Below are 25,550 nucleotides of genomic sequence, written 5' to 3'. Positions count from 1 at the left end.
ACAAGATGCGCAGAGTGTCCCGGATTGCGGCAATGGCTGTCCGGCTGTGCGGGACGTGTCGGGAGAGGATGATCCGTACGGGCTTGCTTCCGTACGTACGGGACGTTGGGGAACGTGCCCCGTGCGAGGCCGTGGAAACCGGCTCGCACGGGGCACGTCGGTCACCATCGCGTTACGCGGCCGGAAGGGTCGGCGCGGACGGAACGGCGGTCGCCGAATCCTTCCTCAGCCGGAACCAGTAGAAGCCGTGTCCCGCCAGCGTCAGCAGGTAGGGCAGCTCGCCGATGGCGGGGAACCGCACACCGCCGATCAGCTCCACCGGGTGGCGCCCGTTGAACTCCTTGAGGTCCAGCTCGGTGGGCTGGGCGAACCGCGAGAAGTTGTGCACGCACAGCACGAGGTCGTCGCCGTTGCCCTCCTCGGACGGTGCCTCGCGCAGGAACGCGAGCACGGCCGGGTTCGACGACGGCAGCTCGGTGTACGAGCCGAGACCGAAAGCGGGGTTCTGCTTGCGGATCTCGATCATGCGGCGGGTCCAGTGCAGCAGCGACGACGGTGATGCCATCGCCGCCTCCACATTGGTGACCTGGTACCCGTAGACCGGGTCCATGATCGTCGGGAGGTAGAGCCGGCCGGGGTCGCTGGAGGAGAATCCGGCGTTCCGGTCGGGGGTCCACTGCATCGGGGTCCGTACGGCGTCCCGGTCGCCGAGCCAGATGTTGTCGCCCATCCCGATCTCGTCCCCGTAGTAGAGGATCGGGGAGCCCGGCAGCGACAGCAGCAGAGCGGTGAACAGCTCGATCTGGTTGCGGTCGTTGTCGAGCAGCGGGGCGAGCCTGCGCCGGATGCCGATGTTGGCGCGCATCCGCGGGTCCTTGGCGTACTCCGCGTACATGTAGTCGCGCTCTTCGTCCGTCACCATTTCGAGGGTCAGCTCGTCGTGGTTGCGCAGGAAGATGCCCCACTGGCAGCCGGTCGGGATGGCCGGTGTCTTGGTCAGGACCTCGGAGACCGGGTAGCGCGACTCACGCCGTACGGCCATGAAGATCCGCGGCATGACGGGGAAGTGGAACGCCATGTGGCATTCGTCGCCGCCCGAGCTGTAGTCGCCGAAGTAGTCGACGACGTCCTCCGGCCACTGGTTGGCCTCCGCGAGGATCACGGTGTCGGGGTAGCCGGCGTCGATCTCCTTGCGGACCCGCTTGAGGAACTGGTGGGTAGCAGGAAGGTTTTCGCAGTTGGTTCCTTCCTGCTGGTACAGGTAGGGCACCGCGTCGAGCCGGAACCCGTCGATGCCCAGGTCGAGCCAGAAGCGCAGCGCCGAGATGATCTCTTCCTGCACCTTGGGGTTCTCGTAGTTGAGATCCGGCTGGTGCGAGAAGAAGCGGTGCCAGTAGTACTGCTTGCGGACCGGGTCGAAGGTCCAGTTGGACGTCTCCGTGTCGACGAAGATGATCCGGGCGTCCTGGAACTGCTTGTCGTCGTCGGCCCAGACGTAGTAGTCGCCGTAGGGACCGTTCGGGTCCTTGCGCGACTCCTGGAACCAGTCGTGCTGGTCGCTGGTGTGATTCATGACGAAGTCGATGATCACGCGCATGCCGCGCTGGTGTGCGGCGTCGACGAACTCCACGAAGTCGGCGAGGTCGCCGAACTCGGGAAGCACCGCCGTGTAGTCGGACACGTCGTAGCCGCCGTCGCGCAGCGGCGACTTGAAGAACGGCGGCAGCCAGAGGCAGTCGACCCCCAGCCATTGCAGATAGTCCAGCTTGGCGGTGATGCCCTTGAGGTCACCGATGCCGTCGCCGTTGCTGTCCTGGAAAGAACGCACCAGGACCTCGTAGAAGACGGCACGCTTGAACCAGTCGGGATCACGGTCCTTGGCCGGGGTGTCCTCGAAGGTGTCGTGGACGGGCTCGTTGACGATCATGATGTGGGTGACCCTCCGATCGGCGGGGACGGTCGCAGGGAAACGATGTGCGCGGGCGTGACGCCCGGCTCTAGGCGCACATAGTTGGCCCTGCCCCAGTGATAGGTCTCGCCGGTGAGCTCATCGCGCACCGGGACGGTCTCGTGCCATTCGAGGCCGAGTCGCGGCATGTCCAACGAGACCGTCGCCTCCTGGGTGTGGTGCGGGTCAAGGTTCGCGACCACCAGAATGATGTTCGAACCCGACCTCTTGCTGTACACGATGACCGAGTCGTTGTCCGCGTGGTGGAAGTGGATGTCGCGCAGCTGCTGGAGCGCCGGGTGTCTGCGGCGGATCCGGTTCAGGGTGGTGATCAGCGGGGCGATGGTGCGGCCTTCGCGCTCGGCCGCCTCCCAGTCACGGGGACGGAGCTGGTATTTCTCCGAGTCGAGATACTCCTCGCTCCCGGGCTTCGCCGCCGTGTTCTCGTACAGCTCGAAGCCTGCGTACACGCCCCAGGAGGGCACCATGGTCGCCGCGAGCACGGCCCGTACCTCGAAGGCAGGGCGGCCGCCCTCCTGAAGATAGGCGTGCAAGATGTCCGGCGTATTGACGAAGAAATTCGGTCGCATGTACGCCGCGGAGTCGCCGGACAGCTCGGTCAGGTACTCGGTCAGTTCCTGCTTGGTGTTGCGCCAGGTGAAGTACGTGTACGACTGCTGGAAACCGATCGCGCCGAGGGTGCGCATCATGGCCGGCCTGGTGAAGGCCTCGGCCAGGAAGATCACGTCCGGGTCGGTGCGGTTGATGCTGCCGATGACCTTCTCCCAGAACACCACGGGCTTGGTGTGCGGGTTGTCGACGCGGAAGATCCGCACCCCGTGGGTCATCCAGTAGCGCAGGACCCGCGTCGTCTCCCTGACCAGACCGCGCATGTCGGCGTCGAAGGCGATGGGGTAGATGTCCTGGTACTTCTTCGGCGGGTTCTCGGCGTACGCGATGGTGCCGTCCGGGCGGTGGTTGAACCACTCGGGCTTCTTCTGCACCCAGGGGTGGTCGGGCGAGCACTGGAGCGCGAAGTCCAGTGCGATCTCCATCCGCAGATTGCGGGCCGTCTCGACGAAGTGGTCGAAGTCCTCGATGGTGCCGAGATCGGGGTGGATCGCGTCGTGGCCGCCGTCGGCCGAGCCGATCGCCCAGGGCACACCGACGTCGTCAGGACCCGGCGAGAGCGTGTTGTTGGGGCCCTTGCGGAAGGTGGTGCCGATGGGGTGGATCGGTGGCAGGTAGACCACGTCGAAACCCATCGCCGCGACCGCGGGCAGCCGCTCGGCGGCCGTCTTGAACGTGCCGCTGACGGGCGGCTCGCCCTTCTTGACGACGGCGCCCTCGGAGCGCGGGAACAGCTCGTACCAGGATCCGAACAGGGCGCGCTTGCGCTCGACCTGGAGCTTGGCCGGCTTGGTCGCGGTCACCAGCTCCCGCAGCGGGTGCCGGGCCAGGGCCGCGTCGACCTCGGGGGCCAGCGCGGCGGCGAGCCGGGACGCCGGGGGGCGCCGCTCGTCCCGCAGCAGATCGACGGCGGCCAGCACCGCCTCGCGTCCGTCGCGTTTGGGCACACCGGCGGCGGCGCGCTCGTACAGCTCGGCCCCTTCGGCGAGGACGAGCGCGGTGTCGATGCCGGCCGGGATCTTGATCTCGGCGGTATGGCGCCAGGTCGCCACGGGATCACTCCACGCCTCGACGTGGTACGTCCACCGGCCTTCCTCCGTAGGGGTGACTTCCGCGCCCCAGCGGTCGGTGCCGGGGGCCAGCTCGGCCATGGGGGTATAGGGGCCTGGGTGGCCTGTGGGGTCCGTGAGGACGACATTGGCCGCCACGGCGTCATGGCCCTCGCGGAACACGGTCGCGGTGACCTGGAACGACTCACCGCTCACCGCCTTCGCGGGGCGTCTGCCGCAGTGGACGGACGGAGCGACGTCCAGGACGGGAATGCGACCAATCAGCGGTTTCACTGCATTTCCTGAGGGTCGTGCGGGCGTGACAGGCAGGGCGGGTGGAGCGGCACGAGCCGGTTGGGGGCTCGTGGGGTTTTTATTAAGGTTTGCTGTTCTTTGTAGCCGCTTGGTCGACGACTGACGGGCTGCGGGCATGGCCGCTCCTGTCCGCGTTCACTCGAATAGCGCTGGGATCGGGTGGGGACGCGCTCGTGTGCCGTGCGTACCGGAGGAGCCTTCCCACCCGTTTCGGGGGGCCAATCCGGCGCTCTGCCAACTACTGGGTCAAGGACGGGGCCAACTGCTGAGCCCACTGTGGGGGTGTGAAAAACCGAACTGGAAAAGGGCGCACGGTGCCACCAGGGCGAACCGGCCCGTGGCGGCGACGTGGTCACCCAATCCTCCACTGGAGGAGGACCGTGCGCGAGCCTGTTCGGGCATTCGCCGCCAGTCTTACCGTCATATTTGCCATCACAGGTAAGCGACTTCCCACGCGGCGCGGAAAGACACGGGGGCGTGCGCTCATGCGCCGTGGTTTCGGAGGGCAGGGTACGGCTAACGTCGGGTGGCGTCGGGACGTACAGAGCGGTGCGTCCCTCGTGCTACGTATGTCCCTTGCGAAGGTGGAACACGTGAAGGCAATCCGTCGGTTCACCGTCCGCCCAGTCCTGCCCGAACCTCTGCGACCCCTCAGCGACCTCGCCCGCAACCTGCGCTGGTCCTGGCACACCGAGACCCGTGAGCTGTTCAAGGACGTCGACCCCCGCGGGTGGCGGGCCGCCGACGGCGATCCCGTACGGCTCCTCGGGACCGTGTCGGCCGCCCGGCTGACCGAGCTGGCCGCGGACGCCGAGTTCCTGGACAGACTGCACGCGGCAGCCGATGACCTCGGCGAATACCTGCGGGGCGCCCGCTGGTACCAGGAGCGGGACGACCAGGGCGGCGAGCTGCCCGCTGCGGTCGGCTACTTCTCGCCCGAATTCGGCGTCACCGCCGCCCTGCCGCAGTACTCGGGCGGGCTCGGCATCCTCGCCGGCGACCATCTCAAGGCCGCCAGCGACCTGGGCGTACCCCTCATCGGGGTGGGCCTGCTCTACCGGCACGGCTACTTCCGCCAGTCGCTGTCCAGGGACGGCTGGCAGCAGGAGCAGTATCCGGTGCTCGACCCCAACGAACTTCCGCTGACGTTGCTGCAGGAGGAGGACGGCACACCCGCCCGGGTGACCCTCGCGCTGCCCGGCGGCCGTCAGCTGCACGCCTGCGTCTGGCAGGCGCAGGTCGGCCGGGTGCCGCTGCTGATGCTCGACTCCGACGTCGAGGAGAACGGCCCGGGCGAGCGCGAGGTCACCGACCGGCTCTACGGCGGCGGCAGCGAACACCGGCTGCTCCAGGAGATGCTGCTGGGCATCGGCGGCGTCCGGGCCCTGCGCACGTACTGCCGGCTCACCGGACACGCGGCGCCCGAGGTGTTCCACACCAACGAGGGCCACGCCGGATTCCTCGGCCTGGAGCGGATCAGGGAGCTGGCCGACACCGGGCTCGGCTTCGAGGCGGCGCTGGAGACCGTCAGGGCCGGCACCGTCTTCACCACCCACACCCCGGTCCCCGCCGGTATCGACCGTTTCGACCGGGACCTGGTCGCCCGGCACTTCGGCGACGACGGCGAACTGCCCGGCGTGAATGTCGAACGGGTCCTCGGCCTCGGCATGGAGACCTACCCGGGCGGCGAGCCGAACCTGTTCAACATGGCCGTGATGGGGCTGCGGCTCGCCCAGCGGGCCAACGGCGTCTCCACCCTGCACGGCGCCGTCAGCCGCGAGATGTTCTCCGGGCTGTGGCCCGGCTTCGACGCCGAGGAGGTGCCGATCACCTCCGTCACCAACGGGGTGCACGCACCGACCTGGGTGGCCCCCGAGGTCGTCGCGCTCGGCGCCCGGCAGATCGGCGACGGCCGTACCGAACACGCCCTGTCCGTCGGCGGCTCGCAGCGCTGGGACGCCGTCGCCGACATCCCCGACGGGGACGTCTGGGACGTACGCCGCACGCTGCGCGCCCAGCTGGTGACGGAGGTGCGCAAGCGGCTGCACGCGTCCTGGCGCCAGCGCGGCGCCGCCGCGGCCGAGCTGGGCTGGATCGACGGGGTGCTCGACCCGGACGTGCTGACCATCGGCTTCGCCCGGCGCGTCCCCTCGTACAAGCGGCTGACCCTGATGCTGCGTGACCGGGAGCGGCTGACGCGGCTGCTGCTCGACCCGGAGCGGCCGGTGCAGATCGTCGTCGCCGGCAAGGCGCATCCGGCGGACGACGGCGGCAAGCGGCTGGTGCAGGAGCTGGTGCGGTTCGCCGACGACCCGCGGGTGCGGCACCGCATCGTCTTCCTGCCCGACTACGGCATGGCGATGGCGCAGAAGCTCTACCCGGGCTGCGACGTGTGGCTGAACAACCCGCTGCGGCCTCTTGAGGCGTGCGGGACCAGCGGGATGAAGGCCGCGCTCAACGGCTGCCTCAACCTGTCGGTGCTGGACGGCTGGTGGGACGAGTGGTTCGAGCCGGACTTCGGCTGGGCCATCCCGACGGCCGACGGGGTGGCGGCCACGGACGAGAACCGCAGGGACGAGCTGGAGGCCAACGCCCTCTACGAGCTGATCGAGGACCGGGTCGCGCCGCGCTTCTACGACCACGGCGGCGACAGCGGACTGCCGGAGCGCTGGATCGAGATGGTCCGCCGCACCCTCGTCACCCTCGGCCCGAAGGTCCTCGCGGGCCGGATGGTCCGGGAGTACGTGGAGCGGCTGTACGCGCCGGCGGCGCGGGCCCACCGGGCGCTGGACGCGGCCACGGCCGCCGAACTCGCCACCTGGAAGTACCACATCCGGACCCTGTGGCCGCATGTGACGGTGGACCATGTCGAGACCGTCACGGCCCCCGCGGCCGACCGGACGGCCGCGCTGGGCAGCACCCTCGCCCTGCGCGTCGGTGTCGGCCTCGGCGAACTGCGCCCCGACGACGTGGAGGTGCAAGCCGTCGCGGGACGGGTCGGCTCGGACGACACGATCGTGGACGCGCAGACCTTCCCGCTGAAGCCGGTGAGCGGACCGGACGCCGAGGGCCGCTGGATGTACGAGGGGCCGCTCGGTCTTGACCGCACCGGGCCGTACGGCTACACCGTGCGGGTGCTGCCCTCGCACCCGCTGCTCGCCACCGGCGCCGACCTCGGGCTGGTCACCCTGCCGGCCGAGACGGTGACGGACGGCGCGGGACTGCTGATGCGCTGACCGTCACTCAGCACCCCGGCCGGGTCCGGTCCCTGATGAGGGACCGGGCCCGGCTTTCGCGTGCGCGCCGTTCATAGGTCCAGACCTTGACGCGATGCGGGGATGCCCTTAAGTTCCTCACTCACCAGAGTTCACAAACCCACTCAGTGTTCATGTCCATGAACTATCCATGAACCAGAGGGGATTTGCGGAACGCCCGCCCACCGGAAGGCATCCCCCACATGCGCCCCGGAACCATCCCCAGAATCGTCGGACTCGCCGCGGCCCTCGCCGGCCTCTCGGCCGCGGCCTTCATGTCCCCGGCCATGGCGGCCAAGCCCGCCCCGGCGGCGAAGGCGGTCCAGGCGGCCGTCACCCCGGCCGTGGCCCAGGCACCCGCCGCCTTCACCCACCCCGGCGTCAACCTGAACACGGCCCAGCTCGACTTCGTACGCTCCAAGGTCCAGGCGAGCGCCCAGCCGTGGAAGGCCGCCTACGACCAGATGATCGGGAGTAATTACGCCTCCCTGTCCCGCACGCCCAAGGCGCGCGCGACCGTCGAGTGCGGCTCGTACTCCAACCCCAACAACGGCTGCACCGACGAGCGCGAGGACGCGATAGCCGCGTACACGGACGCGCTCGCCTGGTACATCACCCGCGACGACCGGTACGCGCAGGAGTCCATCAAGCTGATGGACGCCTGGTCGGCCACGATCAAGGACCACACCAACAGCAACGCGCCGCTGCAGACCGGCTGGGCGGGCTCCTCCTGGCCCAAGGCCGCCGAGATCATCAAGCACGTCTACGGCAACTGGCCCAACCAGGCGCGGTTCGACACCATGCTGCGCAACGTCTACCTCCCCAAGCTCATCAACGGCTCCAACTCCAACGGGAACTGGGAGCTGACGATGGTGGAGGCGGCCACCAGCATCTCCGTCTACCTGGACGACAAGACGAGTTACGACAAGGCGATCAGTCTCTATCTGACGCGCGTACCCGCCTACGTCTACCTGGCGTCGGACGGCGACCTGCCGAAGACCGTGCCCAGCCAGAACCTCAACACCCGCGACAAGATCGTCGGTTACTGGCAGGGCCAGTCCACCTTCGGTTCGGCCATGACCGGTCTCACCCAGGAGACCTGCCGGGACTTCGTCCACACCGGCTACGGCATCTCGTCCATCTCGCACGTCCTGGAGACCTCGCGCATCCAGGGCCAGGACCTCTACCCGCAGGTCGGCGAGCGGCTGCGGCAGGCGCTCGGCTTCCAGTCCAAGTTCCAGGTCGGGGCGGCTTCGGCGCCGTCCAACCTGTGCGGCGGCAACCTCACCCTCGGACTGGGTCCGATCACCGAGGTCGGGTTCAACACGCTGAACACGCTGCACGGCGTCGCGATGACCAACACCCAGACGCTCACCCAGCAGCAGCGGCCCTCGGGGACGAACAACCTGTTCGTCGCCTGGGAGACGCTGACCAACGCGCAGAACCCCAACTGACCGCGCCTTCTCCGGAAGGGCGGACTCCTGACTGGGCCGGTAGCCGGCGGTGGCGGCTACCGGTCCTGCGCGTTCTCCCACAGCGACTCGTTACGGGAGTCGTGCCGCGCCCTGTTCAGCACCCGTACACACTCCACCGGGTTGTCGCGCACCGGGCGCCGGGTGACGGCGGCGCCCAGCGCGCTGACGTTGTCGAGCCTGTGGTGGTAGAGACCGAGGAGACTGAGCACCAACGCGCGGTACTCCGGAGGGACTTCACCGACGATCCGGTCCGCCTCCAGCAGCGCCTCGCGGGCGGTGGCCGCCGTCGCCGCGATCAGGTTCCGTACGCCGGGGGTGTCCCGGCCCTGCTCCAGATCCTCCCGCGTGACGCCGTACCGTGCGAGGTCGGAGCGGGGCAGCGCCAGCCGGCCGTCCCGCAGGTCATCCGACAGGTCGGTCAGCAGATCGGCGCGCTGCGCGCCGTCGGCGACCAGCCGGCAGGACTCGGCGAACTGCTTGTCCGGGACCAGGTGGGGGGTCAGGCCCGTGCTGAGCATGATGCCCGGCCAGGTCAGCGTGTCGATGTAGCGCTGGTACGCGCCCTCGTCGGCGAAGCCGGGGAAGTCCAGGTCGATCCGGGTCCCGGCCAGATAGGTGTCCGCCCAGTGCCTGGACAGACCGCGCTCCCCGGCCGAGTGCAGATAGGCGCGCAGCAGCGGGTGGTGCGAGGTGCCGGTGTCCAGCGCCGCCCCCACGTGCCCGGCCCAGGTCTCGAACCGCGCGGTGCGCTCCTCGGCGGGCCCCCGGTCGCAGATGTCGTCGGTGAAGCAGAGCAGCGCGGCGCCGACGACCGCGTGCGGCTGGAACTCCGGCGGCGCCAGCACCCGCACCACACCGCGCAGCGCGAACTCGCGGCGCCGCAGATACCGCTCGGCGAGGGTGTAGTCGGAGCGCAGCGCACCGCCGCGTACCCCGGCCAGATCGAGACACCGTCCCCACGAACGCACGCGCACTCTCCAAGAATCGGCACAACGGGTCAATCGGCACAGGAGCGTCAGCGTATCGGCGGTATCCGGCCACGCCGAAGCCGCCCGGGGTGTGGGGGCACCCCGGGCGGCTCTGGACGATCAGTGCGGTGGTGCGGTGGTGCGGTCTGACCGATCGGTCAGAAGGTGAGCTTGAAGCTGTTGATCCGTCCGGTGTCGCTGGACGCGACATCCTGGACCTTCAGCTTCCACGTGCCGTTGGCCACCTCCGAGGAGGCGTTCACGGTGTAGGTCGCGACGACGTTGTCCGCCGAGTCGCTGCTGCTGGAGTTCTTCAGCCGGTAGGCCGTTCCGTCCGGTGCCACCAGGTCGATGACCAGGTCACCACGCCAGGTGTGCGTGATGTTCACGTCCGCCTTGAGGGTGCTGGGGGCGTTGCCGGTGATCCCGGTGACGTTGACCGACGAGGTGACAGCCGCGCCGTGGTCGGGGATGGTGACCGGCGTGGTGTTCTGGAAGACCGTGCCGGTGGGCGGGTTGCCCGGGTCGCCGCCACCCGGGCGGGTGCCGACGTTGATGCCGGCCCACGCGTCGGCGACGGACTTGTACTCGGCGCTGGTCGTGCCGTACAGCTGACCGGCCACGGCGAGCGTCCCGGTGCGGGCCGACGCGTAGTTGGTCCTGCTGGTGAACTGGGTGGAGAGGGCCTTGAACCAGATCTGCTCGGCCTTCGCCCGGCCGATGCCGGTGACCGGGAGCCCGTCCGAGGTGGGGGAGTTGTACGAGACGCCGTTGATGGTCTTGGCGCCGCTGCCCTCGGAGAGCAGGTAGAAGAAGTGGTTCGCGGGACCCGACGAGTAGTGCACGTCGAGGTTGCCGAGGCTGGAGGACCAGTTGTCCGGGGAGCCACCGTCCCTGCTCGGCTTGTCCTGGTAGCGCAGCGGGGTGCCGTCGCCGTTGATGTCGATCTTCTCGCCGATGAGGTAGTCACCCGGGTCCGACGCGTTGTTGGCGTAGAACTCGACCGAGGTCGCGAAGATGTCCGAGGTGGCCTCGTTGAGGCCGCCGGACTCACCGCTGTAGACCAGGCCGGCCGTCGCCGCGGTCACCCCGTGGGACATCTCGTGGGCGGCGACGTCGATCGACGTCAGCGGGTCGGCGTTGCCCGACCCGTCGCCGTACGTCATGCAGAAGCAGGAGTCGTCCCAGAACGCGTTGACATAACCGCTGCTGTAGTGGACCCGCGAGTACGCGCCGACGCCGTCACCGTTGATGCCGGTGCGGCCGTGCACGTTCTTGTAGTAGTCCCACGTCAGCCCGGCGCCGTACGCGGCGTCGGCGGCGGCCGTCTCGGTGTTGGACGTGGTCCCGTTGCCCCAGGTGTCGTCGGGGCCCGAGAACAGCGTGCCGGTGCCCGACGTGCCGCGGTTCAGGTTGTACGTCTTGTGGTTGCCGCGCGCGCTGTCGGTCAGGTTGTACGTCGAGCCCGAGTGGACGGAGTTGACCGTCACCGTGCCGCTGTACTGGGTGTTGCCGACACCGGTCTCGATGCCCTGCCACTGGAAGATCTTCTTGCCCGTGGTGGCGTCCGTGACGACGTGCAGCTGGTTGGGCGTGCCGTCCTCCTGGAGCCCGCCGACGACCGTCTCGTACGCGAGGGTCGGTGCGCCGTCGGTCAGCCAGACCACCTTGCGCGGGGCGCTGTCGGGCGCGGTCTTCTTCGAACCGTCGGCGGCCGCGAGACCCAGCGCCTGCTTCTGGGCGACGGCGGGCGCGATGTCGGCGGTGGTGTCGACGTTCTTCAGCGTCGCCCTGGCCGCCTTGACGACGGACTCGGTGGCGCCGGCCTTCGACTCGGCGACGACCAGGTCGCCACCGAGGACGGGAAGACCGTCGTAGGTGCGCTCGTAACGGGTGTGCGTGGTGCCGTCGATGTCCTGGACGACGTCCCGTACGACGAGCTTCTCCTGCGCGCCGAGGCCGAGTTCCTTGGCCTTGGCCGCCTTGCCTGCGTCGGCCTTCTTGATCAGCGCGGTCCGCTGGGCGGGGGAGAGGTCACGCGGCAGCGCACCGGGATCGGCGGTGCGGGCCGCCTGCCCCGCCAACGCGGCAGGCAACGCGGGGGCGTTGGCGCTGTCGGCCGTGGCGGAGGCGGTGCCTGCCTGCACACCGACGGAGAGGAGAGCTGCTGCGGTTATCAGAGCGCCGATCGCTGTGGCACGACGGCTGGGCGTGGGTCTCACGCGAACTCCTTATGCGAGGGGGGTCCAGGCCGCGGGGTGGGCGGCCCGGTGTAAGCAAACGGAGAGTTGTGGTGCGGAGAACGGGGGAAGAGTGGCAGTACACGCACCTTCCTGTCAGGAGCGCGTCAACAAGTTGGCCGGATTCGTTCGCTGCGAGTTGTGTCATGTTCGTTAAGCGGACGTTTCGTCGGGCATCGGCCCCGGACCGGCCAGGATGTGGGTCGGCCCGGATCGAAGAGGCCGTCAAGATCGGGGCCCGCCCGGTCCTTTGTGAACAGATTGTTGAGCGACGACTCAAGGTCGGTGGCCGAGATCGCCACCTATTGTGGCTGATTCTTTTCCATCCGCTTCTCGCCCGGCGAGCCGCGCGTGGCCGGTGTCCTCCCGTACGGGTACACCGCGTCCACCTATGCTCGCGGGATGGAACAGAGCGAGGTCCTGAAGCGAGTGATCGGCATCCTCACCGAAGCCAGCGAGTGGCAGCGGCTGCTGGAGGAGGGCTCGGAACGCGAGGACCTGGCGGGCGAGCCCGGGATCGTGACGGCGCTGCTCAACGAGACGATGCCGAAGATCGAGATCCCGGGCGACGCGACGGCCGAGGAGATCGCCACCCTGGTCGGCCGCGAGGTCGGCGGCGCCATCCAGCAACTCGTCGGCGCCTTCAGCCTCTCCTTCGTGATGCTGGCCCGGGTGCACGACACGGGCCAGCAGGACGTCACGTCCACCGAGGTGCTCCAGGACCTGGCCCTGCGCGCCGAGGACCTGAACCCGGGCCGCGAGGCCTAGGCCCTGGCTGAGGGCGGCCCCCGGGCCGCGTCAGGCCAGGCTGTCGCGCCAGGCGCGGTGGAGGCCCGCGAAGCGGCCTGTGCCGGCGATCAGCTCCGCGGGGGCGCCGTCCTCGACGATCCTGCCGTGTTCCATCACCAGCACGCGGTCGGCGATCTCCACCGTCGACAGCCGGTGGGCGATCACCACGGCCGTACGGCCGTGCAGCACCGTGTCCATCGCGTTCTGCACGGCGCGCTCGCCCGGGATGTCCAGCGAGCTGGTCGCCTCGTCCAGGATCAGCACCGACGGGTCGGCCAGCAACGCGCGTGCGAACGCGACCAGTTGGCGCTGGCCGGCCGAGATCCGGCCGCCGCGTTTGCGTACGTCCGTGTCGTAGCCGTCCGGCAGGCCGCTGATGAACTCGTGCGCGCCGATCGCCCGCGCGGCCCGCTCGATATCCTCGGGTGACGCGTCGGGGCGGCCGATCGCGATGTTCTCCGCGACCGTGCCGGAGAAGAGGAACGCCTCCTGCGTCACCATCACGACACCGCGCCGCAGTTCGGGCGTGTCCAGCTCGCGCAGATCGACGCCGTCCAGCAGCACCCGGCCGCCGGTCGGGTCGTAGAACCGGGCCAGCAGCTTGGCCAGCGTGGACTTGCCCGCGCCCGTCGAGCCGACGACGGCGACCGTCTGCCCGGCCGGGATCGTCAGCTCGAAGCGGGGCAGCACCTCCCCGCCCGTGCGGTACCCGAAGCTGACCCCGTCGAAGACCACCTCACGGCCGGGGAAGTCGCTCGCGAGCACCGGCAGCGGCCGGGGGTCCGCCGCCTCCGGGACCGTCGGCACCTGCGCCAGCAGCCCGGCGATCTTGTCCAGTGAAGCGGCCGCCGACTGGTAGGAGTTGAGGAACATCCCGAGCCGGTCGATCGGGTCGTACAGCCGCCGCAGATACAGCACGGCCGCCGCCAGCACACCGAGCGCGAGGGTGCCGTCGGCCACCCGGTAGGCACCCCACAGGACGATCGCGGCGACCGCGGTGTTGGCGATGAGCCGGGAGCCGATCACATAGCGGGCCATCTCGATCAGCGCGTCGCCGTTGCTGCGCTCGTGGCGGCGGTTGAGGGCCCGGAACTCCGCGTCGTTGGCGCGCTCGCGGCGGAACGCCTGCACCGGACGGATGCCGTTCATCGTCTCGGCGAACTTCACGATGACGGCCGCGATCGCCGTGGACCTGACGCTGAAGATCCGGCCCGCCCTGCGCTGGTAGAGCCGCACCAGCAGGTACAGCGGCACGAACGACACGACGGCGACGGCGCCGATCCCCAGGTCCAGGTAGAGCAGCATCGCCGAGATGTAGACGAACGCCAGCACCACCCCGATGAGTTCCTGGAGCCCCTCACTCAGCAGCTCACGCAGCGACTCGACGTCCGTGGTCGAACGCGAGATCAGCCGCCCCGAGGTGAACCGCTCGTGGAAGTCCACACTCAGCGCCTGGGCGTGCCGGAAGATCCGGCCGCGCAGATCGAGCAGCACGTCCTGGTTGACCCGGGCCGACGCCTGGATGAAGGCGTACTGGAAGGCGCCGGAGGCCACCGCGCACACCCCGTACCCGACGGCAACGGCGATCAGCGGCCCGTGGTCGCCGTCCCGGAACGCCGGCACGCCGCTGTCGATCGCGTACGCCACGATCAGCGGCCCGGCCTGCGCCGCCGCCTGCTGGACCAACAGCACGACCACGGCGAGGAGCGCCCGGCCGCGCAGGGGCCGCAGCAGCGAGATCAGCAGGGCGCGGGTGGCGCCGGGCGCCGCGGGCAGCGCGTCCTGGTCGAACGGATCGTCCGAGGCCGGGCCGGCCGACTCGACGCCGGGGGAGCCCGAAGGAGCCGGTACGGCCCGCCCGGCGGAACTCGTCCGCGCGTCCGTCCCCGCGTCCGTCGCGGCGCCCGCCGTCCCGGAGTCCGGTCCTGCGCCGGGTCCTGTGCCGTCGGGGGTCTCGTCCGTCGTCGTGGACGTCGTCATCGGATGCTCTCCTCGACAGCCTCGGCCCTGGCATCCGCCCCGGACATCAGCCAGCCGTACTCCGCGTTCTCACGCAGCAGTTCCTGGTGGGTGCCGACGGCCGCGATCCGGCCGTCGGAGATCAGCGCGACCCGGTCGGCGAGCATCACCGTCGAAGGACGGTGCGCCACCACCAGCGCCGTGGTCTCGCCGAGCACCCGTCGCAGCGCCGCTTCCACCAGCGCCTCCGTGTGTACGTCGAGCGCCGACAGCGGGTCGTCGAGCACCAGGAAGCGCGGCCGGCCGACGACCGCCCTGGCGAGCGCGAGCCGCTGCCGCTGACCGCCGGACAGGCTCAGACCCTGCTCGCCCACCTCGGTCCCGACGCCGTGCGGCAGATCCTTGACGAACCCGGCCTGCGCCGTGTCCAGCGCCCGCTCCAGCGCGTCCTCGCCGGCGTCCGGCGCGCCCATCAGCACGTTCTCCCCGACCGAGGCCGAGAAGAGCGTCGGCTCCTCGAACGCCACCGAAACCAGCTCACGCAGCAGCGGCCGGGGCATCAGCGCCACGTCCTGGCCGTCCAGGGTGATCCTGCCCTCCGTCACCTCGTGCAGGCGCGGTACGAGCGCGGTCAGCGTCGTCTTGCCGGAACCGGTGGCCCCGACGAGCGCCATCGTCTCCCCGGGCCTGATGTGCAGATCGATCCGGTCCAGCACGGGAGCGGAGTCCGGTTCGGCGTCCGGGTAGCGGAAGGAGACGCCCTCGAAACGCAGCCCCGCCGCGTCGCCCGCGCCGTCGGCGCCCGGCACGTCGGCGCCGGACTCCGGGTCCAGCTCCTCGGCCACGTCCATCACTTCGAAGAACCGCGCGGTCGCCGTCGCCGACTCCTGGCTCATCGCCAGCAGGAAGCCGATGGACTCCACCGGCCAGCGCAGCGCGAGCGCCGTCGACAGGAAGGCGACCAGCGTCCCGGCCGAGAGGTCGCCGTCGGCGACCTGGATCGTGCCGAGCACGACGGCCGCGCCGATGGCCAGCTCGGGGATGGTCGTGATGACCGCCCAGATCCCCGCGAGCAGCCGCGCCTTGCCCAGCTCCGTGGTGCGCAGCCGGTGGGTGAGCGCGCGGAAGGCGAGCGCCTGACTGCGGTGCCTGCCGAACCCCTTGACGATCCGGATGCCCAGCACGCTCTCCTCGACGACCGTGGTCAGATCCCCGACCTGGTCCTGCGCCTTGCGCGCGACGAGCGAGTACCGGGACTCGAAGAGCGAGCACAGCACGACCAGCGGCACGGCGGGCGCGAGCAGCACCAGACCGAGCGTCCAGTCCTGGCCGAGCAGGATGACGAAGCCGACGATGATCGTCGCTCCGTTGACCAGCAGGAACGTCAGCGGAAAGGCCAGGAACATGCGCAGCAGCATCAGGTCGGTCGTGCCGCGCGACAGCAGCTGGCCCGACGGCCAGCGGTCGTGGAAGGCCACCGGCAGCCGCTGCAGATGCCGGTAGAGGTCCGCCCGCATCGACGCCTCGACCCCCGCCAGCGGCCGGGCCACCAGCCAGCGGCGGAAGCCGAACAGCACGGCCTCGGCGACCCCGAGCAGCAGCAGATACAGCGCACCCAGCCAGATGCCGCCGGTGTCCCGGTCGGTGACAGGTCCGTCCACCATCCACTTCAGGACGAGGGGGATGACCAGACCGAGACAGGACGCGACGATCGCGACGAAGGCGGCGAGCGACAGCCGCACCCGTACCGGCTTCACATAGGGCCACAGCCGCAACAAGGAGCGGGTGGCCGACGTACCGGCGGGCCGGGCGGGGTCGCCGGGTGCGGGTTTCTCGGGTGCGGGTTTCTCGGACATCAGGGGTGAGCCTACGGTTCACCACTGACATCGCTCATGTGGTTTTTGCCTCGGACCCGCCTCCGGTCGGACCCCGGCGCAGCCTCGGTCGGACCCCGGCATCAACCGATCGGATGATGCCGGATCGAGCGCGACGGCCGATTGTTCCGGCCTCCGGCGCGGGGGATTCTTGGCGCATGGCAATCATCGAAGTGAATGGCCTGCACAAGGCCTACAACGGCAAACCCGCCGTTGACGGGGTGACCTTCGACGTCCAAGAAGGCGAGATATTCGGGATCCTCGGTCCCAACGGCGCCGGCAAGACGACGACGGTGGAGTGTGTCGAGGGACTGCGGATCCCGGACGCGGGGACGGTCCGGGTGGCCGGGCTCGACCCGGTCGCCGACCACGAGCAGGTGACCCGGCTCCTCGGCGTACAGCTCCAGGAGAGCGAACTCCAGGCCAAACTGACCGTACGGGAGGCGCTGGAGCTGTACAGCGCGTTCTACTCCGACCCGGCCGACTGGCGCCCCCTCGCGGCGCGCCTCGGCCTGGAGTCCAAACTGACGACCCGGTTCGCGAAGCTGTCAGGGGGCCAGAAGCAGCGGCTGTTCATCGCGCTCTCGCTGATCGGCAACCCGCGGGTGGTCGTCCTCGACGAGCTGACGACCGGACTCGACCCGCGGGCCAGGCGCGACACCTGGACCCTGATCGAGGAGATCAGGGACAGCGGCGTGACGGTGCTGCTCGTCACGCACTTCATGGAGGAGGCCCAGCGGCTCTGCGACCGGATCGCGGTGATCGACAAGGGCAGGGTGGCGGCGCTCGACACCCCGTCCGGGCTGATCAGCAGGTCGACGGCGTCCACCGTCATCTCCTTCACCCCGTCCGAGCCGCTCGGCGAGCGCGAACTGGCCGCGCTGCCCGAGGCGTCGGCCGTGGAGTACAAGGGCGACCGGGTCACGATCAACGGCACGGACGAGACCGTCAACGCCGTGATCTCGCTGCTCGCCGTCCGGCACGTGACCGCGCGCCAGCTGCGGGTCACCGAGGCGTCGCTGGACGACGCGTTCCTCGACCTCACCACCGACGCGACGAGCACGGCCGCCACCACCACGACCGGGACCGCCGGGACCGCCGGCACCTCGGAAGAGACAGAAGAGAGGGTCTGACATGGCTTCCGCATCCGCCGTCGTCTTCAAGACGGAGACCAAGCTCTTCTTCCGCGAGCCCGCCATCATCTTCTGGATCCTGGCCTTCCCGACCGTCCTGATGGTGATCCTCGGCCTGATCCCGTCCTTCCGTGACCCCGATGCCTCACTCGGCGGCCGGCGGGTCATCGACCTGTACGTCCCCGTTGCCGTCCTGCTCGCCCTGATCATGGCCGGGCTGCAGGCCATGCCGCCGGTGCTGACCGGCTACCGGGAGCGCGGCATCCTGCGCCGGATGTCGACCACGCCGGTGCGCCCGCAGGCGCTGCTGACGGCGTATCTGCTGCTGCTCGGCGCCGGTTCCATCGGGTCGGCGATCCTGGTGATGGCCGTGGGCAGGCTCGCCTTCGACGTCAACCTGCCTGACCAGCTCGGCGGCTATCTGCTGGCGCTGGTGCTCGCCGCGGCGAGCGCGCTGTCCCTGGGCGCCCTGGTCTGCGCCGTCGCCCGTACCCAGAAGGCCGCCCAGGCCATCGGCTCCGCGGCCTTCTTCCCCGCGATGTTCACCGCAGGGGTCTGGCTGCCGGTGCAGACCATGCCCGACCTGCTGCGGAAGATCGTCGAGTACACGCCGTTCGGCGCGGGGTCGCAGGCCCTGGACCAGGCCATGCGCGGCGACTGGCCCGGCTGGGCGCACCTCGGTGTCATGGCGCTGTGGACAGTTGTCCTGACGGCCTGCGCGGCACGCTGGTTCCGGTGGGAGTGAGAGGTCCGAACTCCGACTCCGAGGGGACGTCGGCGTTCGTCGCGGGGCTACTGCGGGGCCAGGGGCGGCAGGGGGAGACTGAGGACATGGCAGGGATGGGCATGGTCTCGCTCGAACGGCGCTGGGAGCAGTTCTACCGTTACGGCGCCAGCGCGCTGCTGGGGTTCGCGACGCTGATCTCGGCGGCCGTGGCCCAGGCGATCGGGATGACCCGCGCGCAGATGTACGCGGCCGGCGCCCTCGTCCTGGCCACCGTGGCGCTCCAGGTGTGGTGGGGGCGGGTCAGGCCGGGGCTGCCCGAGCACGCGGTGCCGGGCAGGGTCTACTACTGCGTGCGGACGGCCCTGGCCTTCGCGCTGACCTTCCTCAACCCGCTGTTCTCCATCTTCGCCGTCATCGGCTACTTCGACGTCGCGCGGCTGCTGCCGAAGCCGGTGATGCGGGCGGGGATGCTGGTCACCGCCGTCACCATGGCCGGCTCGGAAGCCGGCGGCCTGCCGCCCGACGGCGCGACCGGCTGGATCCTCTTCGGCGGCCTCTTCGTGCTGAACGCCTCCATCACCACGGCCTTCGCCCACCTCGGGGTCAAGGAGCTGGAGGCGGCCAAGGAACGGGCCGCGACGATCATGTCGCTGGAGGAGACCAACGCCCGTCTTGAGCAGGCCATGGAGGAGAACGCGAGCCTGCACGCCCAGCTGATCATCCAGGCCAGGGAGGCCGGGGTCGCCGACGAGCGGCGCAGGCTCGCCGCCGAGATCCACGACACCATCGCGCAGGGCCTGGCCGGCATCATCGCCCAGCTCCAGGTGGTCTCCGCCAGCACCGACACGCAGGTCGCCCGGACCCATCTGGAGCGCGCGTCGGCCCTCGCCCGCAGCAGTCTGGGCGAGGCCCGCAGGTCGGTGCAGAACCTGAGCCCGGCCGAGCTGGAGAACGACACACTCCCCGAGGCGCTCAAGAAGACCGTCGCGGGCTGGGCCGAACGCGGCGGCGTCCGGGCCGACTTCACCGTCACCGGTACGGAGGAGCCGCTGCACGACGAGGTCGCCTCGACACTGCTGCGGATAGCCCAGGAAGCCCTCGCCAACGCCGGCAAGCACGCCTCCCCGGCCCGGGTCGGCGTGACGCTCTCCTTCATGGGCGACGAGGTGTCCCTGGACGTACGGGACGACGGCAGCGGCTTCGACCCGCTCGCCCTGCCCGCCCGCTCCGGCAGCCACGGCTTCGGTCTGGCCGGCATGAAGGCACGCGCCGAGCGGATCGCCGGCACCGTCACCGTCGAGTCGGAGGAAGGCGGCGGCACCGCCGTCTCGGCTCGCGTACCTTTGGTGCGCCATGGCTGAACGGACCATCACCCTGATCCTCGTCGACGACCACCCCGTGGTACGGGACGGTCTGCGCGGCATGTTCGAATCGGCGCCCGGCTTCGCGGTGCTCGGCGAGGCGGCGGGCGGCGTCGAGGGTGTCGAACTGGCCCTGCGCCTCGACCCCGACGTGGTCCTGATGGACCTGCGGATGCCGGACGGCGGCGGGGTCGCGGCCATCGCCGAGCTGGCCCGGCGCGGCGCCCGCGCGAAGGTGCTCGTGCTGACCACGTACGACACGGACTCCGACACGCTCCCCGCGATCGAGGCGGGCGCCACCGGCTATCTGCTGAAGGACGCCCCGCGCGAGGAACTGTTCACCGCGGTACGGGCGGCGGCGGACGGCCGTACGGTCCTGTCGCCCGCGGTCGCCTCCCGGCTGGTCTCCCGGGTCAGGACCCCGGCGGCGGGCGGCGTCGAGCCGCTGTCGGCGCGCGAACGCGAGGTGCTCGAACTGGTCGCCAGGGGCACGTCGAACCGGGAGATCGCCAAGGAGCTGTTCATCAGCGAGGCGACCGTCAAGACCCACCTCACCCACCTCTACGGCAAGCTCGGCGTGAAGGACAGGGCGGCGGCGGTCGCCGTGGCGTACGACCGCCGCATCCTCGGCTGACGCGGCGCCGACCCCGCCGGCCGCGCCTTACGCCCGTACCCGCAGCAGCAGTACCGCCCGGCCCGGGACCGTCACCGTCGTGCCCGCCTCGAAGACCGTCCCCGGTTCCTCGGCCTGCTCCTCCAGCGACGTGTCGACCACCAGCTCGTACTGGCGCGCCCACGGCGGGCCCGGGAGTGCGAAGTCCACCGGCTCGGCCGACGAGTGCAGCACGGTCAGGAAGCTGTCGTCGGTGATCTTCTCGCCGCGCGCGTCCCGGCCCGGGATGTCCCGGCCCGAGAGGAAGAGACCGAGCGTCGAGGCCGGCGCCCACCAGTCCTCCTCCGTCATCTCCTCGCCGCGCTCCGTGAACCAGGCCAGGTCCCGCAGCCCGTCGGCGGTCTGCGGCCGGCCGGAGAAGAAGGCGCGGCGGCGCAGCACCGGATGGTCCCTGCGCAGCTCCAGCAGCCGGGCGGTCAGCCGGTAGAGCCCGTACGAACCCGGCTGCTCCAGCAGGGACCAGTCGAGCCAGCTCACCTCGTTGTCCTGGCAGTACGCGTTGTTGCTGCCGCCCTGCGTACGGCCCATCTCGTCGCCCGCGACGAGCATCGGCACGCCCGTCGACACGAGCAGCGTCGTCAGCAGGTTCCGCAGCTGGCGGCGGCGGAGCGTGTTGATCGCCGGGTCGTCGGTCTCGCCCTCGGCGCCGCAGTTCCACGCGCGGTTGTCGTTCGTGCCGTCGCGGTTGCCCTCGCCGTTGGCCTCGTTGTGCTTGTGCTCGTAACTGACCAGGTCACGCAGGGTGAATCCGTCGTGCGCCGTGATGAAGTTGACGGAGGCGTACGGCCGCCTGCCGCCCCACGCGTACAGGTCGCTCGAGGCGGAGAGCCGGTAGCCGAGATCGCGTACGTCGGGGGTCGCGCCGCGCCAGAAGTCCCGTACGGCGTCGCGGTAGCGGTCGTTCCACTCCGTCCACAGCGGGGGGAACGCGCCGACCTGGTAGCCGCCGCTGCCGACGTCCCACGGCTCGGCGATCAGCTTCACCCGGCGCAGCACCGGGTCCTGGGCGATGACGGCGAGGAACGGCGAGAGCATGTCGACGTCGTGCATGGAGCGGGCCAGCGCCGCAGCCAGGTCGAAGCGGAAGCCGTCGACGCCCATCTCCGTGACCCAGTAGCGCAGCGAGTCGGTGATCAGCCGCAGCACATGGGGCTGGACCACGTGCAGGGTGTTGCCGCAGCCGGTGTAGTCCGTGTAGCGGCGGGCGTCGGACGGCAGCCGGTAGTAGCCGCGGTTGTCGATGCCGCGCAGCGACAGTGTCGGACCCTGCTCGCCGGCCTCGGCCGTGTGGTTGTAGACCACGTCGAGGATCACCTCGATGCCCGCGTCGTGCAGCGAGCGGACCATCTCCTTGAACTCCTCGACCTGCTGGCCGCGGGTGCCGCCCGCCGCGTACCCGGCGTGCGGCGCGAAGTAGCCGATGGAGTTGTAGCCCCAGTAGTTGCGCAGCCCGCGCTTGAGCAGATGGTCCTCGTGGGCGAACTGGTGCACCGGCAGCAGCTCGACCGCCGTCACGCCGAGCCGGCGCAGATGGTCGACGGCCGCCGGGTGGCCGAGCCCGGCGTAGGTGCCGCGCAGCTTCTCCGGGATGCCGGGGTGGAGCTTGGTGAAGCCGCGCACATGCAGTTCGTAGATGACCGAGTCGGCCCAGGGGGTCTTGGGGCGCCGGTCGTCGGCCCACTCGTCGCCGGGGTCGTCGTCATGGACGACCACCCCCTTGGGGACGAACGGCGCGGAGTCCCGCTCGTCCCGTACGGTGTCGGCGACCTGCTGCTGCGGCCAGTCCCTGACATGCCCGTACACCTCGGGCGGCAGCGTGAAATCGCCGTCGACCGCGCGGGCGTACGGGTCGAGCAGCAGTTTCGCCGGGTTCCAGCGGGCCCCCGTCCAGGGGTCCCAGCGGCCGTGCACCCGGAAGCCGTACCGCTGCCCCACCCCGATGCCCGGCACGAAGCCGTGCCAGATCCCGTGGGTCTGCTCGGTCAGCGGCAGCCGGGTCTCGGTCTCCTCGTCGTCGAACAGGCAGACCTCCACCGCCTGCGCGCCGCCGGCCCACAGGGCGAAGTTCGTGCCGGCGACCCCGTCGGGGCCCACCCGGTAGCGCGCCCCGAGCGGGGTCGGCGCCCCCGGCCACACCGGCGGTACGGCCCTGCCGGGCTCCCCGAGGAAGCCGAAGGCGCCGACCGCCTCCGCCGCCTCCCTGGTCTCCCGCACCGTTCTGTGCGCTGTCTCCTGCTCGGCTGCGCTCGCCACCTGTCCGGCCTCCTGCGGCTCGTCGGCCTCGCGGCTCGGTGCGCACGGCGTCCCGGCCGTGGCTCTCCTCGCGTGGTCCTTGCGACTGTTCTTCCCTTCTCGGGCCCCGCCCTCACGTTTCCGGCGCGGGGGGCTGATCGTTGGAAGTGTGTGAGACATGTACTGAAGCGCGCAGGGGCCGCCGCGGCCACCGTACTGGCCTGGGCAGGACTGATGGGCGGGCTGGCGGGGTGCTCCGGCGGCGGCTCGTTCCTGGCCGGAAAGTCCGGGGCACCCGGGGACTCGATCCAGGTCACGCCCGGGAACGGCACGAAGGGCGTCGGCCGGTCGGACCGGATCGCGGTCAAGGTGGCCGAGGGCCGTCTGGAGCGGGTCGAGGTACGCAGGGTCGAGGACGCGGTCCGGGAGCCGCTGGCGGGCCGGATCTCCGCCGACGGCCGCTCCTGGGCCCCGCTGAGCGGCGAGCGGGTCGCCCTGGCGGCCAAGTACGGCGTGGACGCGGTCGCGGTCGACGGGGACGGCAGGCGCTCGGCGCGGCACACGACCTTCACCACGGCGGTGCCCACCCACCGCTTCATCGGGTACTTCAAGCCGGAGAACCGTTCGACCGTCGGTACGGGCATGATCGTCTCGTTCGACTTCAACCGGCGGATCCGCGACCGGGCCGCCGTCGAGCGCGCCATCCGGATCACCTCCGTCCCGGCGGTGGAGGTCGTCGGGCACTGGTTCGGCGACCGGCGCCTCGACTTCCGGCCGCGCGCTTACTGGCGGCCGGGCACGAAGGTCACGGTCGATGTGCGGCTGCGGGACGTCCAGGCGGCGCCCGGGGTCGTCGGCATCCAGCGCAAGACCGTCGCCTTCACGGTCGGCCGCTCGCAGGTCTCGCTGGTCGACGCCGAGCGGCACACCATGGAGGTACGGCGCGACGGGGCGCTGCTGTCCACCCTGCCGATCACGGCGGGCGCCGCGAAGACGACCACGTACAACGGCAAGATGGTGGTCTCCGAGCTGTACGACGTCACGCGCATGGACGGCAGGACCGTCGGGTTCGGCGGGGAGTACGACATCAAGGACGTGCCGCACGCGCTGCGGCTGACCACGTCGGGGACGTTCCTGCACGGCAACTACTGGGCGTCCGAGGACACGTTCGGCTCCCTGAACACCAGTCACGGGTGCGTGGGGCTGCGGGACGTCAAGGGCGGCGGCGCCGACACCCCGGCGGGCTGGTTCTTCGACCGGACGCTGGTCGGCGACGTGGTGGAGGTCGTCAACTCCCGTGACAGCGTGGTCGCTCCGGACAACGGGCTCAGTGGCTGGAACCTGGACTGGCCGGCCTGGGTGGCCGGCTCGGCCCTGCGCTGAGCCCGCGCCGTCCGGCCCGTACCCCGCGCTGCCCGTACACCGCGCCGTCCGGCCCGTACACCGCCATGACCTGCACTGTCCGGCGCAGTTGGGACGGAACGGTGACATTAGCGAGAACTCCACGGGGCACTCGATGTGATTATCTATCGCCGGGCGCGTGGACCAGGCGCGCAGGAGTGCGGGCCGTGGCGGGGCCAGGCCGTGCGAGGGGAGACGACCATGGTGAACCAGCTACCGATATCCAAGGCGCCGGTGCGGCGCAGAAGCCGAACGGGGCTGCTGGCGCTGTTGCTCGGCGCCCTGCTGATCATGGTCACCGCCTGCGGGGGCGGCGGCGGGGGCGGCGCGGCGAAGGGCGGCGGTGACAAGGCGGGCGACGCCAAGGACGCGGCGCAGGCGGCCAACACCGCTTCGCAGGCGGTCGTGACGATCGCACCGGAGGACGGCGCGAAGTCGGTCGCCACCACCGGCGCGCTGAAGGTGTCGGCGGCCAAGGGCAAGCTGACGACCGTCACCGTCAAGGACGACAAGGGCGACCCGGTCGACGGGAAGCTCGCGGCGGACGGCAGCACGTGGCAGCCGCTCCAGCATCTGGCGGGCGCGACCAAGTACAAGGTGCACGCGTCGGCGAAGGACGCGGACGGGCGGGTGTCCGCCAAGGACATCACCTTCACCACGCTCGTCCCGCAGAACACCTTCATCGGCTACTACACCCCCGAGGACAAGGCGACGGTCGGCGTGGGTATGCCGGTCTCGCTCAACTTCACCCGGGGCATCACGGACCCGGAGGCGGTGGAGAAGGCCATCACCGTGACCGCCGACCCGGCGGTGCCGGTCGAGGGCCACTGGTTCGGCAACGACCGCCTCGACTTCCGGCCCGAGAAGTACTGGGCGCCGGGGACCAAGGTCACGGTCAAGCTCAACCTCGACGGCGTCGAGGGGCGGCCGGGGGTCTACGGCAAGCAGGCCAAGTCGTTCAGCTTCACGATCGGCCGCTCGCAGGTCTCCACGGTCGACGCGGGCAAGCACACCATGAAGGTCGTCAGGGACGGCAAGCAGATCAAGAAGATCCCGATCAGCGCGGGCGCGCCGGCGAACACCACGTACAACGGGCAGATGGTCATCAGCGAGAAGTACGCGGTGACCCGGATGAACGGTGACACGGTCGGGTTCGGCGGGGAGTACGACATCCCCGACGTGCCGCACGCGATGCGCCTCTCGTCGTCGGGCACCTTCATCCACGGCAACTACTGGGCGGCGCCGGGCATCTTCGGCTCGACCAACACCAGCCACGGCTGTGTCGGCCTGCGTGACGCGCGCGGCGGCGGCGACAGCGGCACCCCGGCGGCCTGGTTCTACAACAGCTCGCTCATCGGTGACGTGGTCGTCGTGAAGAACTCCAAGGACAAGACGATCGCCCCGGACAACGGGCTGAACGGCTGGAACCTGTCCTGGGCGGACTGGACCAAGTAGGTACCCGCTCCACCGGCTTCGTCACCGGGGACCCGGCGCGCTGTGACCAAGCGCACCGGGTCCCCGC

General features: G+C 70.3%; 16 protein-coding genes. 9 read left to right on the top strand and 7 right to left on the bottom strand.

Going from position 1 to position 25,550, the window contains the following annotated elements; all coding sequences use genetic code 11:
• Positions 1 to 172: 172 nt before the first annotated feature.
• On the bottom strand, positions 173 to 1,927 hold the full coding sequence (gene treS / locus HY68_RS03315; protein WP_041984209.1) for a maltose alpha-D-glucosyltransferase: 1,755 nt from the start codon (positions 1,925 to 1,927) through the stop codon (positions 173 to 175).
• Positions 1,924 to 3,912 (bottom strand): alpha-1,4-glucan--maltose-1-phosphate maltosyltransferase, encoded by a 1,989-nt coding sequence (locus HY68_RS03310; RefSeq protein ID WP_041995065.1) that lies wholly within the window; start codon positions 3,910 to 3,912, stop codon positions 1,924 to 1,926. The genes treS and HY68_RS03310 overlap by 4 nt, the downstream gene beginning before the upstream one ends.
• 623 nt (positions 3,913 to 4,535) lie before the next feature.
• On the opposite strand from HY68_RS03310, the gene glgP reads away from it, so the two are divergent.
• A complete protein-coding gene (gene glgP / locus HY68_RS03305; protein WP_041984207.1) occupies positions 4,536 to 7,178 on the top strand; it encodes an alpha-glucan family phosphorylase in 2,643 nt (880 codons plus the stop codon).
• A gap of 221 nt (positions 7,179 to 7,399) precedes the next feature.
• Complete coding sequence (locus HY68_RS03300; RefSeq protein WP_041984205.1) at positions 7,400 to 8,650, top strand: alginate lyase family protein; 1,251 nt, start codon at positions 7,400 to 7,402, stop codon at positions 8,648 to 8,650.
• Positions 8,651 to 8,706: 56 nt separating this feature from the next.
• On the opposite strand, the gene HY68_RS39485 is transcribed toward HY68_RS03300, so the two are convergent.
• Together HY68_RS39485 and HY68_RS03290 are read right to left on the bottom strand one after the other, a co-directional pair.
• Complete coding sequence (locus tag HY68_RS39485; protein ID WP_052457001.1) at positions 8,707 to 9,639, bottom strand: squalene/phytoene synthase family protein; 933 nt, start codon at positions 9,637 to 9,639, stop codon at positions 8,707 to 8,709.
• Positions 9,640 to 9,797: 158 nt separating this feature from the next.
• Positions 9,798 to 11,861 carry a M4 family metallopeptidase gene (locus tag HY68_RS03290; RefSeq protein ID WP_041984204.1) on the bottom strand — a complete coding sequence of 688 codons (2,064 nt, stop codon included), beginning with the start codon at positions 11,859 to 11,861 and terminating at the stop codon, positions 9,798 to 9,800.
• Between the two features lie 420 nt (positions 11,862 to 12,281).
• On the opposite strand from HY68_RS03290, the gene HY68_RS03285 reads away from it, so the two are divergent.
• On the top strand, positions 12,282 to 12,647 hold the full coding sequence (locus HY68_RS03285) for a hypothetical protein (RefSeq protein ID WP_041995061.1): 366 nt from the start codon (positions 12,282 to 12,284) through the stop codon (positions 12,645 to 12,647).
• A 30-nt stretch (positions 12,648 to 12,677) separates the two neighbouring features.
• On the opposite strand, the gene HY68_RS03280 is transcribed toward HY68_RS03285, so the two are convergent.
• The gene (locus tag HY68_RS03280; protein ID WP_041984202.1) at positions 12,678 to 14,648 is read right to left on the bottom strand and encodes an ABC transporter ATP-binding protein; all 1,971 of its coding nucleotides are present in this window, start codon (positions 14,646 to 14,648) and stop codon (positions 12,678 to 12,680) included.
• Positions 14,645 to 16,483, bottom strand: coding sequence for an ABC transporter ATP-binding protein (locus HY68_RS03275; protein WP_078863403.1), 1,839 nt, complete (start codon positions 16,481 to 16,483; stop codon positions 14,645 to 14,647). The genes HY68_RS03280 and HY68_RS03275 overlap by 4 nt, the downstream gene beginning before the upstream one ends.
• Before the next feature lie 176 nt (positions 16,484 to 16,659).
• On the opposite strand from HY68_RS03275, the gene HY68_RS03270 reads away from it, so the two are divergent.
• The 4 genes from HY68_RS03270 to HY68_RS03255 all read left to right on the top strand — a co-directional run bounded on the left by HY68_RS03270 (position 16,660) and on the right by HY68_RS03255 (position 20,356).
• Positions 16,660 to 17,634 (top strand): ABC transporter ATP-binding protein, encoded by a 975-nt coding sequence (locus HY68_RS03270; protein ID WP_078863402.1) that lies wholly within the window; start codon positions 16,660 to 16,662, stop codon positions 17,632 to 17,634.
• 1 nt (position 17,635) lies between these two features.
• Positions 17,636 to 18,379: an ABC transporter permease gene (locus HY68_RS03265; RefSeq protein ID WP_041984201.1), complete on the top strand. Its 744-nt coding sequence runs from the start codon at positions 17,636 to 17,638 to the stop codon at positions 18,377 to 18,379.
• 86 nt (positions 18,380 to 18,465) lie between these two features.
• Positions 18,466 to 19,722, top strand: a complete 1,257-nt coding sequence (locus tag HY68_RS03260; protein ID WP_041984200.1) for a sensor histidine kinase — start codon at positions 18,466 to 18,468, stop codon at positions 19,720 to 19,722.
• A complete protein-coding gene (locus HY68_RS03255; RefSeq protein ID WP_041984199.1) occupies positions 19,715 to 20,356 on the top strand; it encodes a response regulator transcription factor in 642 nt (213 codons plus the stop codon). Before HY68_RS03260 ends, HY68_RS03255 begins: the two co-directional genes overlap by 8 nt.
• 27 nt (positions 20,357 to 20,383) lie before the next feature.
• Here the strand turns inward: HY68_RS03255 and glgX are convergent, their stop codons facing one another.
• Positions 20,384 to 22,531, bottom strand: a complete 2,148-nt coding sequence (glgX, locus tag HY68_RS03250) for a glycogen debranching protein GlgX (RefSeq protein WP_241778728.1) — start codon at positions 22,529 to 22,531, stop codon at positions 20,384 to 20,386.
• Positions 22,532 to 22,798: 267 nt separating this feature from the next.
• On the opposite strand from glgX, the gene HY68_RS03245 reads away from it, so the two are divergent.
• Positions 22,799 to 24,010, top strand: a complete 1,212-nt coding sequence (locus HY68_RS03245) for an Ig-like domain-containing protein (RefSeq protein ID WP_041984197.1) — start codon at positions 22,799 to 22,801, stop codon at positions 24,008 to 24,010.
• A 219-nt stretch (positions 24,011 to 24,229) separates the two neighbouring features.
• Positions 24,230 to 25,483 carry an Ig-like domain-containing protein gene (locus HY68_RS03240; protein WP_041984195.1) on the top strand — a complete coding sequence of 418 codons (1,254 nt, stop codon included), beginning with the start codon at positions 24,230 to 24,232 and terminating at the stop codon, positions 25,481 to 25,483.
• Positions 25,484 to 25,550 lie beyond the last annotated feature (67 nt).

The sequence above is a fragment of the Streptomyces sp. AcH 505 genome (genome assembly GCF_000818175.1).
Lineage (GTDB): Bacteria > Actinomycetota > Actinomycetes > Streptomycetales > Streptomycetaceae > Streptomyces.
Note: the sequence above shows the minus strand (reverse complement) of the source record. Positions and strands in the feature narration are given on the sequence as shown.